Annotated in this window: 17 protein-coding genes; 3 read left to right on the forward strand and 14 right to left on the reverse strand. The window is 46.5% G+C overall.

Annotation, left to right across the window (positions count from 1 at the left end):
* Positions 1-406 precede the first annotated feature (406 nt).
* The 7 genes from mprF to ACN6MV_RS29910 all read right to left on the reverse strand — a co-directional run bounded on the left by mprF (position 407) and on the right by ACN6MV_RS29910 (position 7,786).
* Positions 407-3,058 (reverse strand): bifunctional lysylphosphatidylglycerol flippase/synthetase MprF, encoded by a 2,652-nt coding sequence (gene mprF / locus ACN6MV_RS29880; protein ID WP_419885413.1) that lies wholly within the window; start codon positions 3,056-3,058, stop codon positions 407-409.
* 281 nt (positions 3,059-3,339) lie between these two features.
* Positions 3,340-3,690, reverse strand: coding sequence for a FlxA-like family protein (locus tag ACN6MV_RS29885; protein ID WP_076120210.1), 351 nt, complete (start codon positions 3,688-3,690; stop codon positions 3,340-3,342).
* A 111-nt stretch (positions 3,691-3,801) separates the two neighbouring features.
* Positions 3,802-5,034, reverse strand: a complete 1,233-nt coding sequence (locus ACN6MV_RS29890; protein WP_076120209.1) for a multidrug effflux MFS transporter — start codon at positions 5,032-5,034, stop codon at positions 3,802-3,804.
* A 153-nt stretch (positions 5,035-5,187) separates the two neighbouring features.
* The gene (locus tag ACN6MV_RS29895; protein ID WP_339288483.1) at positions 5,188-5,808 is read right to left on the reverse strand and encodes an alpha/beta hydrolase; all 621 of its coding nucleotides are present in this window, start codon (positions 5,806-5,808) and stop codon (positions 5,188-5,190) included.
* Positions 5,805-6,755, reverse strand: coding sequence for a ring-cleaving dioxygenase (locus ACN6MV_RS29900; RefSeq protein ID WP_339288485.1), 951 nt, complete (start codon positions 6,753-6,755; stop codon positions 5,805-5,807). The genes ACN6MV_RS29895 and ACN6MV_RS29900 overlap by 4 nt, the downstream gene beginning before the upstream one ends.
* Before the next feature lie 17 nt (positions 6,756-6,772).
* Entirely contained in the window at positions 6,773-7,174 is a 402-nt protein-coding gene (locus tag ACN6MV_RS29905) for a DoxX family protein (RefSeq protein WP_076120206.1), read from the reverse strand.
* Between the two features lie 141 nt (positions 7,175-7,315).
* Positions 7,316-7,786 (reverse strand): MarR family winged helix-turn-helix transcriptional regulator, encoded by a 471-nt coding sequence (locus tag ACN6MV_RS29910; protein ID WP_269321975.1) that lies wholly within the window; start codon positions 7,784-7,786, stop codon positions 7,316-7,318.
* A gap of 289 nt (positions 7,787-8,075) precedes the next feature.
* Between ACN6MV_RS29910 and ACN6MV_RS29915 the strand changes: the two genes are divergently transcribed.
* The 3 genes from ACN6MV_RS29915 (at position 8,076) to ACN6MV_RS29925 (ending at position 10,605) form a co-directional block, all read left to right on the forward strand.
* Entirely contained in the window at positions 8,076-8,738 is a 663-nt protein-coding gene (locus ACN6MV_RS29915; protein ID WP_339288487.1) for a futalosine hydrolase, read from the forward strand.
* Positions 8,738-9,589: a 1,4-dihydroxy-6-naphthoate synthase gene (locus tag ACN6MV_RS29920; RefSeq protein WP_076120203.1), complete on the forward strand. Its 852-nt coding sequence runs from the start codon at positions 8,738-8,740 to the stop codon at positions 9,587-9,589. The genes ACN6MV_RS29915 and ACN6MV_RS29920 overlap by 1 nt, the downstream gene beginning before the upstream one ends.
* 194 nt (positions 9,590-9,783) lie before the next feature.
* Complete coding sequence (locus tag ACN6MV_RS29925) at positions 9,784-10,605, forward strand: class I SAM-dependent methyltransferase (RefSeq protein ID WP_339288489.1); 822 nt, start codon at positions 9,784-9,786, stop codon at positions 10,603-10,605.
* 60 nt (positions 10,606-10,665) lie between these two features.
* Here the strand turns inward: ACN6MV_RS29925 and ACN6MV_RS29930 are convergent, their stop codons facing one another.
* The 7 genes from ACN6MV_RS29930 to ACN6MV_RS29960 all read right to left on the reverse strand — a co-directional run bounded on the left by ACN6MV_RS29930 (position 10,666) and on the right by ACN6MV_RS29960 (position 17,918).
* Positions 10,666-11,646, reverse strand: a complete 981-nt coding sequence (locus ACN6MV_RS29930) for an alpha/beta hydrolase (RefSeq protein WP_339288490.1) — start codon at positions 11,644-11,646, stop codon at positions 10,666-10,668.
* Positions 11,647-11,841: 195 nt separating this feature from the next.
* Complete coding sequence (locus tag ACN6MV_RS29935; protein ID WP_076120200.1) at positions 11,842-13,209, reverse strand: sensor histidine kinase; 1,368 nt, start codon at positions 13,207-13,209, stop codon at positions 11,842-11,844.
* The gene (locus ACN6MV_RS29940; protein ID WP_076120199.1) at positions 13,206-13,880 is read right to left on the reverse strand and encodes a response regulator transcription factor; all 675 of its coding nucleotides are present in this window, start codon (positions 13,878-13,880) and stop codon (positions 13,206-13,208) included. The genes ACN6MV_RS29935 and ACN6MV_RS29940 overlap by 4 nt, the downstream gene beginning before the upstream one ends.
* A 233-nt stretch (positions 13,881-14,113) precedes the next feature.
* Positions 14,114-15,187, reverse strand: a complete 1,074-nt coding sequence (locus ACN6MV_RS29945; protein ID WP_042131490.1) for an ABC transporter substrate-binding protein — start codon at positions 15,185-15,187, stop codon at positions 14,114-14,116.
* The gene (locus ACN6MV_RS29950; protein ID WP_042131492.1) at positions 15,184-16,017 is read right to left on the reverse strand and encodes an ABC transporter permease; all 834 of its coding nucleotides are present in this window, start codon (positions 16,015-16,017) and stop codon (positions 15,184-15,186) included. Before ACN6MV_RS29950 ends, ACN6MV_RS29945 begins: the two co-directional genes overlap by 4 nt.
* Positions 16,007-16,819 carry an ABC transporter permease gene (locus tag ACN6MV_RS29955; RefSeq protein ID WP_076120198.1) on the reverse strand — a complete coding sequence of 271 codons (813 nt, stop codon included), beginning with the start codon at positions 16,817-16,819 and terminating at the stop codon, positions 16,007-16,009. Before ACN6MV_RS29955 ends, ACN6MV_RS29950 begins: the two co-directional genes overlap by 11 nt.
* Positions 16,809-17,918, reverse strand: a complete 1,110-nt coding sequence (locus ACN6MV_RS29960; protein ID WP_042132553.1) for an ABC transporter ATP-binding protein — start codon at positions 17,916-17,918, stop codon at positions 16,809-16,811. The genes ACN6MV_RS29955 and ACN6MV_RS29960 overlap by 11 nt, the downstream gene beginning before the upstream one ends.
* Between the last annotated feature and the right edge of the window lie 186 nt (positions 17,919-18,104).

Here is an 18,104-nt window from a genome sequence, read left to right on the forward strand (position 1 = left end):
GACGTAAAATGACCGCGGGGATGTGCGGTGGGCGTTTTTGCGGTGAGCGGAGTGGGTTTAACCACTAATTAGGGAAAAGCTCCCTGATAATATTCGATATTCGCTTATAATTAACGAAATTAGGGAATTCCTCCCTAAAAATTAGGGTGATTGCTTGAAATTCCACCAAATCAGATGAATATTAGGGATATTTTCCCTAATTATAAATCTAATGACCAGTAATCTTAGAATTTTAGGGAGAAATTCCCTAATTATTGAATTGGTGCTTCACTCAAACCATCATTTGAAACTTCAAATAACCTTCAACGCAAAAAAGGGCCGTCCCCAGGTAGCTAAAACTACTTTGAGACGCCCTCCTCTTCTTTAGTGGCTTCAATGTACACAGAGACTTCACCCTCGTCTCCCTCTATTCCTCCGTCTTTGGATGGCGGGATACTAACCTCACCAGATCCAGCGTCAAGATCGGCAACGCTATGGAAGCCGGATAAGCCAGGTAACGCGGTTCCCACTCCGGACTGAACTTTTCTTTGTATCGGCGAAGTCCGACAAAGCCGTACCAATGCCCCCCTCTTTTAAATACGAGATGAGCCAGCTTCTCCTCTTTCAAGGCCCCAGCATTCTCGCCTACACTGGACAGAGGCGCATTACCTAGATTAAATCGATGATATCCCTTAGATTTCGCCCATTCTAGTAAACGGACAAATAAGTAATCCATCGTTCCGTTCGGCACATTCTTTCGATGGCGCATCAGATCAATCGATAGGGTCATGCCCTGATCATACCCATATGCAATAGAAGCAAATGCCAGTATCGTCCCTTTGGCATTCCGCAGCAGCGCGATCGGAGCCAGCTGTAGATAGGGCTTGTTAAACCAGCCCAGCGAATACCCTTTTTCGGTACGCCCATTCAGCCATTCATCTGAAACGGATCTCAGCTCTTTAAATAGATCTTCATTGTGCGGTGCCTCTGCAACTTCAAAGGTATATCCTTCCCGTTCAAACCGGTTGCATACGCTACGCAGATCACTGTTCTTCTTGCCACTGAGCGTGAAGGTATCGAGCGTTACCAACGCCTCTTCCCCCAGCTTGAAAAAGTGATATCCCTGCTCATGATAGATCGATAAAAATTCAGGTGTAGCCTGATAAAAAACTACTACCAGACCGTATTTATCCGCAGCTTGCCTAAATTCACTGATCGCCTCATTAATGAGGCCTCTATTACCCAGTGGATCACCAAGGACGACAAGTTTATCCCTAACTCTGGCGAAAGCGAGCAGCACTTTGCCGTCTTGCGCCCAGAAGAAGCTTTTATCACCCAAAAACAACATATGAGTTAAGGTATTGCCTTGAAACTCCCCTAGAAAACGTTCTAGCCTTGCCATATCAAAGTTTCCGAATAGCTCCTCTGGCTTACGGTGAGGTCTGAGAGTGATCAGTAAAGTAAGAATGATCCAAGAGAAAGCTAGTCCCCCTACAGCCGTAAATGCAACATCACTATGACGTTGCAGCCACTCTGGCTGCACACCGGGTGGGAGATGCTTCAGAAAGCCACGATGTACATGGCTTCCCAATAGATAGTAGCTTAGGGCAATTACCGAAGTAAGCGCAAGCCACCAGATCGTACTCTGTCTGCTAACGGGAGCACTAATCCGGTAGAACCGGGATCTGGAGATCCACAGAATGAGTGCAACGAGAAGCAGAAACAGCGCCTCTTCATAATCAAAGCCTTTAGCTACCGCAAATATAGACCCAGAAAATAGTAGAGCACTGGTCCAAATGTATGCGCTACGGACCCTTAATGTAATGCCTCGCGACAACAAAATGAGCATAAAACCAATAAGTACAGATAAATGATGTGAAAGCTGCATGATCGGGAATGATAATATTTCCTCTGTAATCTTCAGCCTATACAACAATCCAGGTGTAGCTGTTGATAGTAAGAGAATAAGCCCGCTAGCTAGTACAAGCTTGCCTAGAGCCCACACACCAAGATCGCTCAGAAAAGTATACTGCCCTGGCCAACCCCATATCTTTTGCCATATGTTAAGAGAGGGTTCAAACCCGGGGGCTGAACGATCTTGTCCCTTTTTTCCTTGCAAACCAAACTCCAATGCAGCAAGCACCAATCCGATCAACCACGGAATGAGATAATAGAACAATCTAAAAACGACAAGCACTGCCATAGCCTGATCACTTTTGAATCCAAGCTGCGTAAGACCCAGCAATGCGATAAGGTCAAAAGCACCGATACCGCCAGGTGCCATACTCAAGATGCCCGCAATAGCCGCTATTGTAAAGATGCCGAATATGACTGGAAAATGCACATCGTGCAAGAGATGGCTACTGATTGTCCAAAAGGTTACCCCGGCAAAACTCCATTCTAGAAAGGAAGCACCCACAGAGGCAACAACTGTAAGCCATGGCGTTCTGCCCTTTCCCCGGTTAATCCACTTTGCATAAAGCGACGAGCGCTGTACAAACACGAAAAACGGTAAATAAAGCGCCATACCCCATACCGCAAATACTAACCAATGATGCTCTTCGAGCAATGCCGTTGCCGGCAGCAGGCCAAAGATATTTGCCCAAGAAAGTAAAGATAACCCGGTTATCATTAGCGGTGAAAGAAATACGATTGCCGGCGTTAGGACGGAAGTTGGCACACCGCTTTTTTTATACATCAACGTCCGTAAACCTACTCCAGCCAGACCCGCAAAACCAATCAAATTATTAAACGTATTAGCAATCCAGCCATAACGGAAGGTGTCCCAGAGCCCTACTTTTAAACGGAAATGTGCCCGAATCAAATAATCATAGGCACTCATGACAGCTACTGCGAGAAGTGCGAATCCGATCATTTGCAAGACAGCGGACGTAGGTACTCTTCTTAATTCACGCATGATAAGTCCTAAATGGACCTGCTTCAGCTCATGCTGTCCCTCCCAATACACCAGCGCTATGATAGCCACTGGAAAGAGAGCTCTCACCGCCCGTATCCGGTATATGGATAAGAACAGCCTTACAATTTTAAATCTTTCTAATGTCTGTTGTTTTGAATGCATGAGGCCACCTGCCTTTACCGCTGACACACGTTGTGCTAGACAAATTTTCAACCATTTCATTATAACAATTATTGGAATAAAAAACCCATGATAATCAACACCTATTCAATTAGACTCCCAGTACAGCCCCAATCCCTGCAATAGTTAAAGATTGTTATTGGAATTCTATACCGCTAAAGGGCATTGAAACTGTAGTTTGCACATAAAAATACATAACAAAAAGGACATCCCTCACGGCAAAGGATGCCCTCTCTGTTATGTAACACAGGTCTAACTAGCGTTTACACTCGAATATCAAATCTGCCTTTACTATCCGTTGTTGCGGTAGCGATCTCTTGTGGACTTGCTGCAGCAAGCGCATTGTTCGCTGGTTTGACAGGTGCCTCTACTCCACTACCTGCGGTGGAGGCGCTACTCTGAGACTTTTGTGAAATTTGTGCCTCGATGGTTTTGATCTGTTGCTCAATTTGCTTCGTCTTCGTTTCTTTGGTCTTTTCATCGTCTGAGCTGGCATCAATCTTGTCTAGTTCAGCTTCCAGCTTCGCTTTTTGTTTCTCAAGCGCACTGGTATCTGTAATACTTGATGTCGAGGTGGTATACGATGTGGAACCTGAAACTGCTGATATACTCATGGTCATCCCTCCCTTCCTTACCTCCAATATAATCCTTTTGCAGATAAGGAACGTTAAGACCCGCTGAAAGTTTGCTGAAAGTACTACTTGCTAGGTTACAATGATAGACTGCTAGGCGCTGGCTTTTCCCCGTCTAACAAGCAGCAGATACGACAAAATGGAGAGAACTCCAGTGCATGCTATCACTATTGCCATAGGAAGTGCTGACTCAACTCCCCCAAGACCAACAAGTGGCGCTACACAACTACCTAACAGTAGAGGAATTAAACCGATTAACGCCGAGGCACTGCCTGCAGTTTCGCCTTGATCTTGCATCGCCAATGAGAAGCTGGTCGCTCCGACAATCCCCACACTGGAGACAACTGCAAATAGACAGATCAGAATTGGGATTAATCCTCCTCCTACTAGAATCGTCAGCAGCAGCAAGATACCTCCCATCGTACAGAGCAATAGTCCACTAAGCAGCAGCTTAGTCTCACTTACCTTACCAGCAAGTCTGCCGGCAATTTGACCCGTAATAATAATCCCGAGACCATTCATAGCAAAAATCAGACTATATACCTGCGGAGTAACCGCAAAAATATTTTGCAATACAAAAGAAGAACCTGAAATATAAGCGAACATAGATGCCGTTACAAAACCTTGAGACAAGGCATAACCCATAAACTTACGGTTGCCCAGCAATACTCGGAAAGTAAGCAGCGTACCCTTCAGTCCGCTCTTAGAGCGTCGCTCCTTCGGCAGTGTCTCCGGCAATCGCAATAAAATCGTTAAACAAAAAATAATTCCGGCAGCAAATAATACGAGGAATATCCCTTGCCATGTGGTCACTCTTAACAGCTGCCCCCCAATAACCGGAGCTAATATCGGTCCGAGACCATTCACAATCATCAATAGCGAGAAGAACTTCGTGAGCTCAGAGCCACTATATAAATCACGAACAGCCGCTCTGGAGACAACCACACCTACTGAGCCAGCAAGACCTTGAATAAACCGCAAACCGATCAGCAGTCCGATCGAAGGACTAAAGGCACATAATACTGAGGAAACGGCATAAATGAACATCCCTATAAGCAGCGGACGGCGGCGGCCATATACATCACTCAGCGGTCCGGCTACCAACTGACCCGAAGCTAGTCCCAACAAAAAAAAGGTCAGACTAAGCTGCACTAAAGCAGCAGTCGTACCGAAATCCGCGACAAGCGTAGGCAGTGCCGGCAAATACATATCAATCGACAGCGGGCCGATCGTTGTAATGGAGCCAAGAATCACAGCGAGCTGCAGTCTCTGCTTCCGTGACGGTCCATCAGCGGTAAGCTTATTACCCTTTTGAATTCCAATCATGATTCTTATTTCAACCTTTCTACAGCAACCCTTGGGCCTTTTTTGTATTCCTCATACTAACGTAAAGGAAGTGAATTGATCAATCCTTTTATGAAGGGTTATAGGTGGCTGTATAACAAGAATAACCGCCATTCGGCGGTTATTCTGATCGTTTTATGCATTTGTGGATGTGCTGCGCATCTGCAACCAATCTCTGGCGGCTTCAGCCTCAGCAACACTCAGACGATGACCTTGATTACCCCAATGTGTTGTAACCTCTGCGCCTGCCTTCTGCAAAATAATCTCCAAATCCTCAGTCTCCGAAGAAGCAATGAGTGGATCATTCGTGCCTGCTCCAATGAAGATAGACACGCCTTCCAACGAAGGAAGTGTAATATTGCGGAGCGGCACCATTGGATGCAGTAGAATGGCAGCGCGGAAAATATCCTTATAATGAAACAGCAAGCTACCCGCAATGTTCGCACCGTTAGAGTAACCCACGGCTACCAGATTGTCAGCATCGAATCCGTACTGTGCGGCGGCATCATCCAGAAACTGCTTGAGCTCATGCGTACGGAAGATTAGATCTGCCTCATCGAATACCCCTTCAGCCAGCCGTCGGAAGAACCTCGGCATTCCGTTCTCCAGTACATTCCCTCTGATGCCCAACACTGATGACTCGGGAGATAGTAACCCGGCGAGCGGCAACAAGTCTTGCTCATTGCCTCCAGTACCATGGAATAATACAAGCGTGGGTTTCGTTACATCTTTACCTTTATGGAATACATGAATCATCCCTGCTTCACCTCAATTTCTCTTATTTGAATAGGACTTAAATTTTCTTCGATGACTGCACGATGCGGTTCATACCAAGATGGCAGCATCAGCTTCTCACCCAGCGCATCTGCGGCTTCATCACGGGCAAAGCCCGGAGGGTCCGTAGCAATCTCGAAGAGGATTCCACCTCTTTCGCGGAAATAGATCGCATTAAAGTATTGGCGGTCTTGAACCGGTGTCGGATGATGTCCATGACTCTGTACATGATGCGCCCATTCCAGCTGCTCAGCATCATCTTGTGCACGCCAAGCGATATGGTGAACGGTACCAGTACCTCCTGCTCCTTGCGGAACCGGCGTTGTCTTTAGATCAATAATATTACCCAAATTGCCAGTAGTTCTATAACGACTGTATCCATCTCCATCAGCGATATGCTCCATTCCCATCGTATGGACAAGCGTTTCTGCAGTTTGTAGCGGATCGTTGCTATAGAGTACAGCGCCTCCAAACCCTTTGATCGCATGCTCGGTAGGAACCCCACCGAAAGACCATTTACTAAGCGGCCCTTCCTCACGTTCCACCAGTTCAATGCGCAAACCGTCATAATCAGCAAAGGATAGATAAGATTCCGAGATTCTATTTTTAAGGGTAACTGAAATTTGATATGCGGCAAGACGCTGTTCCCAGAATGCCAGAGAGCCCACCGGTACCGCGTAAGTCGTTACACCAACCTGACCACTGCCGATTCTTCCTTTACGCCCTACAGGTGAAGGGAAAAAAGTAATAATCGTTCCCGGAGCACCTGCCTCATTTCCAAAATATAAATGATAGACTTCCGGAGCGTCAAAATTAATCGTCTTCTTCACAAGCCGTAGTCCCAGAATGCCTGCGTAGAAGTCAACATTACGCTGAGCATCTCCAACAAAAGCGGTAATATGATGGATTCCTGCAGTTTGAAGTGTCATAATAATAAACCCCCTTCTTAGTTAAAAATCAATGCATCCAGAGAAATCGAACCTGGTCCTGTAAGTGCTATACCTGCAGCAACTACCAGTACCGTAAGCGGAAACTCAATTCCGTTCGAAGTAGACCAGAAGCCATTTGGAGCATGAACCTTAATGATAGCCCCCAGCATAGTTGCAACAATCAACACTGCTGCAACAGGTGTCAGAAGACCAGCCGCGAACATGAATCCGCCTGCCAGCTCCATTATTCCTGCCAGTACTGCCATAGTAACCCCCGGTTTAATGCCGATGGACTCCATCCACCCACCTGTACCCTTCGGGCCGTATCCCCCAAACCATCCAAATAACTTTTGTGCACCATGTCCTATGAATGCAATCCCGATCACTAATCTCATCAATAATATTCCTACACTTATCATTGTTAATCCACTCCAATTTTCTTCGATTTAATTATCTTAACATTAAGATATATGATAAAAATTTTTGTCTTTCAGCGGTAAGAAGCAGCGAACTGCTTCCGACCTTATAGATGTGCCCTTAATTACGCTATTTCAGCGCTCCTATACACCTTTGCCTAGCTTCTTCAGTAATTCGATAGCCTGCCCCTTCTCATCCTTATCCAGTCCACGCATCAAATCATGAATCGAAGCCACATGACGCGGAAAAATCTGATCGAACAGCTCACGCCCTGCATCCGTAATCTCCGCATAGGTCACGCGTCTGTCCTCGCTACACGGCACACGTTTCAGCAGACCTTTCTTCTCCAGCTTATCGATATTATAGGTGATGCTTCCACTCGTAACGAGAATTTTCTCCCCGATCTGTTGCAGTGGAATACGGGTCCGGTGATACAGCACCTCAAGCACCATGAACTCGGCAGATGCCAGCCCATAACTCTTCATATCCTTCACAGCTTGATCCATCAAGCTTCTATAAGCCTTAGATAATACAACAAATAACTTTAAAGAAGACGCCTGATCCATCTCCGTAGTATTCTCTGCATTACGTACGTTCTCTTCGGTACTACTCATCATTTCCACCTCCACTCGGACAGCCTTGTTGTTCAATACAATGTAAATGTCTTTACATTAAATATCTTTAAGTTAAGATAACTATACTTCTTCACACTATCTTTGTCAACCTCGCCGCTAAAAAAGATTAACTAAGCGGCCTAACGAACTGCTTATGTTTTATTTGCGATCTTTTACGAACGTGATGAAAATCACTCTAAGTTTGACCTGACCCCTAAAACGGCGTATTCTTGTCTTTACGAATGACTATTTAGGAAGCGATTTCACAACCCTTAAAGGAGGCAGCCTGATGGTGGAGCAACAAGCTGGAACGCGGCGCGTGCTGATCGTAACAGCCGTAGCCGCAGAGCGTGACGCGGTCCTGCGCGGCCTGCAAGGCAGCGACAGGTTCCATGTGATTGCTGCCGGCGCAGGTACGGCAGCAGCGGCGGCGGGAACCGCCGCGGCACTCGCAGCCGGGTCTTACGGCTGCGTAATCAGCGCTGGGATCGGCGGCGGGTTCCCCGGGGTGGCACCTTTTGGCTCGCTGGTCGTTGCCAGCGAGATGATTGCCGCCGACCTCGGGGCCGAGACGCCGGAGGGCTTCCGCAGCGCTGCCGAGCTCGGCTTCGGCAGCGTGTCCGTGCCGGCTGACCGCGGCACGGTGCAGGCGGTTTCGGCCGCGCTGACAGCGGCCGGACTGACCGTAAGCACGGGGACCGTGCTTACGGTCTCAACGGCGACCGGCACCGCGGAGACGGCCGCCGCTCTCATCGCGCGGCATCCCGGTGCCGTCGCGGAGGCGATGGAAGGCCACGGAGTTGCCGTGGCCGCTGAGGCGCTGGGGCTCCCGGTACTGGAGCTCCGCGCTATTTCGAACCCGGTCGGTCCCCGCGACCGGGCTGCTTGGAAGATCGGCGATGCAATGGAAGCATTAACGGCGGCAGCCGCTATACTACTGGAGGTGCTGTAATGACAACTGAGCTTAATATCGCTTTTTCCCCTTGCCCTAACGATACCTTTGTATTTCATGCCTGGGCACACGGGCTTGTCCCGGATGCACCACAACTTAATGTAACCTATGCCGACATTGATATTACTAACACACTCGCTGCTAACGGAGAAGGACCTGAGGTCCTTAAAATCTCCTATGCCGCTCTACCTTGGGTTCTTGATCGCTACAAACTGCTGCCATGCGGCGGTGCACTGGGTCGTGGTTGCGGCCCGCTGCTTCTTACAGCAAGTGGCCCAACAGCGATCAAACGTCCCGAGAAGCTGGCCGGGCGCCGGATTGCAGTGCCTAGCGAACGCTCTACAGCATATTTACTCTTCAGATTATGGGCAGCACAGCATGTGACGGGAGGCATTGGCGAAATCATTGTCATGCCTTTCGATGAGATCATGCCTGCCGTTCGCGATGGACATATCGATGCCGGGCTGGTGATTCACGAAGCCCGCTTTACTTACGCGTCTTATGGTCTTAATATGCTGACTGACCTTGGCAGCTGGTGGGAAAGCGATACCGGATTGCCAATTCCACTGGGTGCGATCATTGCTCGCCGCGATCTGGATGCCGATGCCATTACTGGCTGGATTCGCAGCTCTCTTCAATATGCGTGGGATCATCCTACCGATTCTAGAGACTATGTGCTTAGTCATGCTCAAGAGCTGGCTCCAGAAGTGGCCAAATCTCATATTGATCTCTATGTGAACGACTTCTCGATGAACCTAGGCGATGACGGTTACGCTGCAATTTCCGCCTTACTAAATCGCGCTGCAGCAGAAGGACTTGTCCCTGCGATCGATCCTGCATTACTTCGGTAGCATGTACTAGACGTTCTTAGCGTACTATAAAATTAAATATTACCTAGATCCCCGATTACACCCATAAGGTGTCCTCCGGGGATTTTGTTTATTCTAAGTAGCATTATCTGCGATTGCCTGGTGACCATTATTTGGCATGTTGGAGCAATGGCTATACAATAGACCTATAAATAGGTTCTATGAAGGAGGATCACATGATACCTGAAAACAATAGCAAGCAGAATATCGACCGATTCCTAGGCTTTCAAGATGACTATGACCGCTACCGCCCCGAAGCTCCTGCCATGATTATCAAACTGCTGACCGATTACTTAGGCACCTCACCTTCACTCATCGCAGATATAGGCTGTGGTACGGGCTTATCTACTTTTCTGTGGAAGGGTGTCGCGGACAACATCATCGGCATTGAACCAAATCGAGATATGCTAGGAAAAGCAATCGATAAATTAAGCCAAATAGAAGATCCCCAATCCATCACATTTGTACAAGGTTATTCTAACCAGCTTCCACTTGCAGCGGACAGCGTAGACATTGTGACCTGCTCACAGTCATTCCACTGGATGGATCCTCAAAGTACACTTCGAGAAATATCCCGGGTCTTAAGAACGGGTGGCGTCTTCGCAGCCTACGATTGCGACTGGCCTCTCCCCCTTCATCAGAAAGTAGAAGAACGTTACAACCAACTAATCTCCAAATCAGAGGAACTGCTCGCCTCACTCTTACCTGATGCAGAGAGAGCTTACAAATGGGACAAAGAAGGGCATTTGTCACAGATTCAGGCTAGTGGCGCATTCTCTTTTGCTAGAGAAATCGTATTTCATAATCTAGAGTCCTGCGATTCAGAGCGCTATGTAGGACTCGCTCTAAGCCAAGGTGGAATACGAACCGTGCTGAAGCAAGACGCTGCCTTACTCGATCAAGACATTGCTGATTTCAGCGCTGCCGTCGAAGATCATTTCCAAGGACGCACCTTAGAGGTTCTGATCAGCTACCGAATGAGAATCGGCATCAAATAATCTCTACCCATAACGCAAAAACGCCCCGATTCTCCCCTTAGGACGGAGCGTTTTCTTATTTTATTTGACTTCTTCCATGAACAAATTTAGGTTCTCAACGATTTCCTTAGATCTGGAATGGTGTAAATAATGTCCGCCTTCGAATGTCATCACTTTTCCATGCACAGATTCCTTAACTTGCCCTTCATGCAGAGGAATCCAATCTTTCACGGTTGTATTATTCGCTTGTATAAAGAATATAATGGGAAGATTCTTGTCGAATTTCAACCCTCTGGCTGCGACAAAGTTAGGATATATATGTTCCATTTCATTTAAGGTAGTGGAATTATTCATATTTTTGAGCGATATCAATTTCATTTGTTTTTTGGTCTCATCATCAAATGGAAGTCCATCATAAGGGTCACCGCTTAATTGCAATCCCAATCTAATGATACCTAAGTCTTTGAGCAGCTTTAATTTTTTTATCGGGAATTTAACATCCATACCGCCTTGTTCAGGAACACTACTATCAACCCCTACAAATGCACTCACTTCGTTTGGATATTTCTTCGCATATTCCAATCCGTAAATACCTCCAATGGAGTGACCCATTAGAATATATTGGTCAATGTTTAGATTCTGTACGGCTTCATGAACTTCACTTACGATATTCTCTGTGGTTCGTTCTTTTTTAGTTTCATCGCTGAGTCCATACCCAAACGGTTCAACCGCCACTACTTTGTAAAATGGTGATAACTCATCAATCAACGGCTTAAAATCAAGTGCTGGCGCTCCAGTCCCAAAGCCCGGGATAAGCACAATAGTCTGCTCCCCTTGTCCTTGGATCAAAACATTCATACTTTTTCCGTCAACAGGAACTAATTGACCATATTGATGTATTTTTTTCTGATCTGTTTTGTTGCTAATCACATTAACTGTATAAACAACGGCTAGAAAAAGCACGATCAAAATCACTATTGCTCCTAATATTTTTAGCAGCAGGTTACGTACTTTATGCTTCTTCTTTCCGTTCCCCGTTTTTATTACCTCTGTTTGTGTCACCCTCATCTTCTCCTGTTCTAATCTGTTTCTAAAGTCGCCCTAACGTTTGCGCTAATGAGAGCTTAACCAAAGAAGATGTACTCCTAATGACGACAACATGAACGGAATATGAACAGGTGAAAAAAACTCCGGCATCACATGCAAGGAGGTTTGCATGTAACGCCGGAGCATGAAGAATAGCCCTTGCAATCAAATTTAAGCTGTCGGTGTTGTGATAGGTAAAGTCACGATGAAAGTCGTTCCGTTTCCAGGTTCGCTTTCCACTCGAATGTCACCTTGATGAAGCGAGACGATCTGTTTGACAATCGCCAGTCCCATACCGCTACCGCCATACTTGCGACTATGGGAACGATCTGCCTTGAAGAATCGTTCAAATATGCGCTCTTGGTCCTCAGGAGAAATGCCAATACCAGTGTCGGATATTCGGACGGTCACGTTGTTTAACTCTTGGGTGATACTGACGGTTATCACACTGTCATCTTTGGAGAATTTGATGCTATTGCCAAGGAGATTCGTCCACACCTGACTTAACAGGTCATGGTCAGCCCATACAATTACCGGTTTCAAATCAAGTTCAAAGCTAATGTTGCGTGCCGACCATTGAGGCTGTATCGCCACAATTACCCGTCTGATCTGTTCATCAAGACTGAACGTGATAAGCCGCAGTTGTTGCGATTGCGATTCAAGCAGACTCAGCTTTAACAGACTATCGCTCATCTTGGACATCCGCTCCGCTTCGGCAATTATAATGTCGAGATAACGATTTCGTTCATCCTCTGTGAGTGCTACTTTCTTGAGCGCAATAGCATAACCAGATATCGAGGTAAGCGGAGACTGAACCTCATGCGACACATTCGTTACGAACTCCCTGCGCATTTGCTCAAGATGCTGCAGATCGTGCATCATTTCCTCGAAGCTATTAGCCAAGGTACCTAGCTCACCCATCTGCTTAATATTTAATTCGACATTGAAATCCCCAGTTGCTATACGCCTAGTTGCCTTTGTAAGCCTTTTGATCGGTCTCACTAAGAACATAGAAGCGACCAATATCAATACGCTTCCCGTTATTAATGAATACGCCAAAAAATTAAATAGCAGATTCCTCGTAGAAGACAAAGTAGGAGGCACAAGCGGCTCCACAAACATCGCCTTCGTTCCCATTTCAGTTTTCAAAGGTAGTCCTAAGAGGTTGGAAGAACCTATACTCGGTTTAACTTGAACAGCTTCACCACCCAATACTTTCTTTAGTTGCTCCCTAGTCACGGTAACAGGGCTCTCTCCATTAAGCACTCCGTAAGACTGGAACTGGCCGTTCTCATCGTAAATTCGAATATGGTAGGAATCAAGCTGCTTCATTCCACTTATAAGAGCATCCGCTTCACGTGATGGTAAGGTTTCGTATATCCGGGCGATGTCCTGACCAAAGCGAAGTAAGGGAATTCGCAGGTTTTCGTTTAATTTATCTTGAAATACCCAGGTTGTCACAAATAGAGAAATCAATGTGCCTCCGATCACGGAGACCAGAAAGGTCAGAACAACACGTGTATATAACGATTTGATCATTCGTAAACCTCAAGCCGATACCCAAGTCCCCGCACGGTCTCGATTCGAAAATCAGGTGTAGTCGCAAACCGTTCGCGCAGCCGTTTAATATGTACGTCTATCGTTCGATCATCCCCAGCGTAATCAATCCCCCAAATCTGATCAATTAACTGCTCGCGCGTATAGACTTGCCCGGGCGTTCCAGCGAGCTTATACAACAATTCGAACTCCTTGAGTGGCAACGTCAGTGACTCAGTTCCTCTCATCACCTTATAGGTCTGCCGATCAAGGATGACATCGCCGAACTGGATCGTCTGTGTGGAACCAATCTTGTATCGCTTCAGTAAGGATCTAACACGAACCGTCAACTCCAGTGGATCGAATGGCTTCGTCAAATAATCGTCTGTCCCCAGTTCGAAGCCCTTCACCTTTTCCCAGGTCTCCCCCCTCGCAGTGAGCATAAGTAAGGGAAGATCAGGATCGGCTCTTCGGAGCTCCTTGCAGAGCGTCCAACCATCCATAATCGGCATCATAATATCGAGTACAACAAGATCAATATGCTTAGAGCCATAAACGGCTAGCGCTTCCTTGCCGTCTGCAGCTTCAGCTGTATCGAATCCGTCGTTACGTAGAAATAAACAGACAAGTTCGCGAATGTTCGCATCGTCGTCAGCAACTAGTATAGTAGGCATTCGTACCCTCTTTTCCTGTTATCCATCCTAGCCATTATACTACAATATTCTTCCGGCCAAGAAGGAGCGCCTTGCCCTCGGCATTCTTTCAGGACGTTGATTGTTTCTGCGAAAAATATAAGGATAATATATAGCGTGAAACTTATCCTTCTTAAGCTTCAAAAAAAGAGCGTCTAACACGGGAATCCGCATGTAGACGCTCTTGGAGTCGTTTGACTTTACCTCCAAACGACTTACTTCTTATTCATCTTAAACTTCAGGAAGAGCTCATTATAATGAGCAAGCATCCGTTTCCCAAGGTTATCATACACCTCAAGCCGATCCGTAATCTCGGCAGGCGGGTAGAACCGGGTATCCTCGGAGGTTTCCTTCGGCAGTAGCTCCAGCGCAGGAATGTTAGGTGTGGAATAACCTACGTATTCTGCATTCTTAGCCGCAACATCTGGGCGAAGCATAAAGTTAATGAACTTATGCGCTCCATCCACATTATCCGCAGTTCGTGGAATGACCATGTTATCAAACCACTTGTTCGAGCCTTCCTCAGGCACTACATAATCCAGCTTATCATTCTCGTCCATGATCTCAGAAGCATCACCGGACCACACAATCCCGACCGCTGCTTCTTCATTTGCAAGCAGCATTTTGATTTCATCTCCGACAATTGCTTTTACGTTAGGGGACAGTTTATTCAGCTTGGTCAGCGCCTCTTGAAGATGCCCTTCATCCCGGTCATTTACGGAATAGTGCAAGCTGTTCAAAGCCATCCCCATCACTTCACGCGCTCCATCGACCAAGAAAATATTGTTCTTCAGTCTGCTGTCCCAGAGAGAATCCCAGCTGGTGAAGTCCATCCCTTGGGTCATGTCCGGGTTGAAGATAATCCCGACCGTTCCCCAGAAATAAGGTACGGAATACTTGTTGCCAGGATCGAAAGAAAGGTCCATAAAACGTGAATCAATATTCTTTAGATTCGGAATCTTGTTATGATCTAGCGGTATGAGCAGATTTTCTTCTTTCATCTTAGCAATGGCGTAATCAGAAGGAATTACGACATCAAAAGTAGTTCCACCCTGCTCCACTTTCGTTAGCATGGCCTCATTAGAGTCAAAGGTTTGGTAAATGACCGTTAATCCAGTCTCTTTTTCAAATTCCTTCAACAGATCAGGATCGACATAGTCGCCCCAGTTATAGATAGTCAGCGTATTTCCTCCGGAATAGCCCTCTCTCGAGTTCATCCAGGAGCCCAAGTACATTAGCGCAAATGCCGTGATCACGATCGCCAGAAAAGCATTTACCAGCTGTTTCATCTAGGCACCCCCGCTTCCGCTACCGGCTCCGCCACAGCTTCCGAGGTATTCTGACGGTTCTTCTTAAGAGTCAAGAAGTAATAACCGACAACAAGTAGTATCGTGAACAGGAAGATCAGCGTCGACAAAGCATTAATGGATAACGATACCCCTTGCCGAGCTCTGGAATAAATCTCAACAGATAGCGTCGAATAACCGTTACCCGTTACGAAGAACGTAACTGCAAAGTCATCTAGTGAATACGTAAGCGCCATGAAGAATCCACTAAAGATCCCCGGTTTGATAATCGGCAGAATCACCTTAGTCAGAACATCCTTGCGGCTTGCCCCAAGGTCACGCGCTGCATCCGTCAATGAAGGACTCATATCCTGTAAATGCGGCAGAATCATCAACACGGCAATCGGCACACTGAACGCGACATGCGAGAGCAGGACGGACACGAAGCCAAGCTTGATGCCAGCAATGGTGAACAGGATCAGGAACGATGCACCGATAATGACATCCGGACTAACGATCAGTACGTTGTTCAGAGATAACAAGGTGTTTTTAGCACGGCGGTTCTGTACACTCTTAATGGCCAGTGCACCAATAATAGCGATAAGCGTGGCGATAGCCGAGGACAGAAGCGCGATTACAAGCGTGTTGATCATGATAATAATCAAACGTGTATCCTGAAGAACCTCACGATAATAATCCAGCGTAAAGCCCTCGAATTTATGCATCGTTCCCCCGCTGTTGAACGAATAGTACATCAAATAAAAGATTGGCGCATACAGAACAGCGAACACTAGCACTAGGTACAGATTGGAGAACCCGTTTTTATTTCTCATTCCGCACCCCTCTCCGCGATCCGCCTGTAATAATCATGAACAGCGCCATAATAGCAATCAGAAATACTGCAACCGTGGAGCCCATGCCCCAGTCCTGTGTGACCAGAAAATGCTGCTCAATCGCAGTACCGAGTGTAATGACCCTGTTGCCTGCAATCAGACGAGTAATCATAAACAGGGACAGCGCTGGTATGAATACCGCCATACATCCGGAACGTACACCCGAAATGGTCAATGGAAAAATAACGCGCCGGAACGTTGTCCAGCCCGAAGCACCCAAATCACGTGCCGCATCCAGCAAGGATAAATTGAGATCCTCCAAAGCACTGTAGATCGGCAGGATCATGAATGGGATAAAGATATACACGGATACAAATACAAAGCTAAAGCCCGTAAACAAAATTTGCTGTTCTCCGATTCCCAGCAGATCAAAGAAATTGTTAATCGGCCCGAACGTACCGAATATGCCGATAAAAGCGTAAGTTTTCAGCAGCAAATTAATCCATGTCGGTAAAATAATCAGCAGTAACCATAGCTGCTTATGCTTCGTTCTCGTCAACAGATAAGCCGCCGGATAGGCGACCAGCAAAGAGAATGCTGTAATTAGAAACGCGTACCAGAATGAGGTCAGCGTCATTTTTAAATACACAGGTGTAAAAAAGTTCACGTAGTTATCTAGCGTAAGATGCCCGTCCAGATCAAATAGAGAATAATAGATGACAAGTAGCACCGGTGCGATTACAAACAAGGCGATCCACAGGTAATAAGGGATGAGATAATACGATCTGCCCTTATTCTTCATGACTCTCCACCTCGGCGTAAGCTTCCAGACGTTTGTCGAATTCTTCCTCCGTTTCACCGAAACGCATAACATGAATCGCTTCAGGGTCAAAATAAAGGCCAATTTCACTGCCTACAGTCGCCTTACGTGTAGAATGCACAAGCCATTCATGTCCGGATTCATCATAACAGCTGATTTCATAGTGCACGCCCCGGAACAACTGGGAATCCACTCGCACACGTAGTTTACCCTGCTCCAGTGTTGAAATCTCCAAATCTTCGGGACGAATAACTATTTCCACAGCTTCGTTTGGTTTAAGCCCGGCATCGAAACATTCAAAGCGCCGACCGTTAAACTCCACCAGATAGTCTTCAATCATAACCCCCGGCACAATGTTGGACTCGCCAATAAAATCAGCCACAAAACGGTTGATCGGCTCATCATAGATATCGTTAGGCGTACCGCTTTGCTCGATTTTCCCTTTGTTCATGACAAAAATCCAGTCGGACATCGCAAGTGCCTCTTCCTGGTCATGGGTAACGAAAATAAAGGTAATGCCTAGCCGTTGCTGCATTTCACGCAGTATGTACTGCATCTCTGTACGCAGCTTCAGATCGAGCGCAGATAGAGGCTCGTCCAGCAATAGAACCTGCGGCTCATTCACAATCGCACGGGCAATGGCCACGCGCTGCCGTTGACCACCAGACATTTCGTTAATGGCACGCTGCTCGTAGCCCACAAGGTTAACGAAACTTAGTGCTTCCTGCACCTTCTTCGCGATGACGTCTTTCTTAAGCTTCTTAATGCGCAGTCCGAAAGCCACATTCTCGAATACGTTCAGGTGTGGAAATAATGCGTAATCCTGAAAGACCGTATTGACCTGCCGCTCATTGGCTGGAATGTGGTTAATCACTTTACCGTTTAAATAGATTGAACCGCTTGTTGGCTCTGCGAACCCAGCAATCAATCGTAGAATAGTCGTTTTACCACAGCCTGATGGACCAAGTAGTGTATAGAATTTGCCTCGCTCTATCTCGAAGCTAACTCCTTTCAACACCGGATCTTCGTCGTCATATTGCTTGGTAACCTCTTCAAATGAAATAATGGTGCCTTCCTGAATAGCTATAGCTAACAACCTCCCTTACCTTAAGTATTACAATACTATTTTACCCGCATCTCGCGGAGAACAATCGAATGGGCATGCTCAGCGCTAATAAGCGACAATTCCTCCTTTCATTTGACACTCCAATAGATATAGCATATTAGATTGTACCATTATATACGATAGCGTACATATTAAAGGAAT

The sequence above is a fragment of the Paenibacillus sp. B-A-8 genome, assembly GCF_048572915.1.
Classification (GTDB): domain Bacteria; phylum Bacillota; class Bacilli; order Paenibacillales; family Paenibacillaceae; genus Paenibacillus_AQ.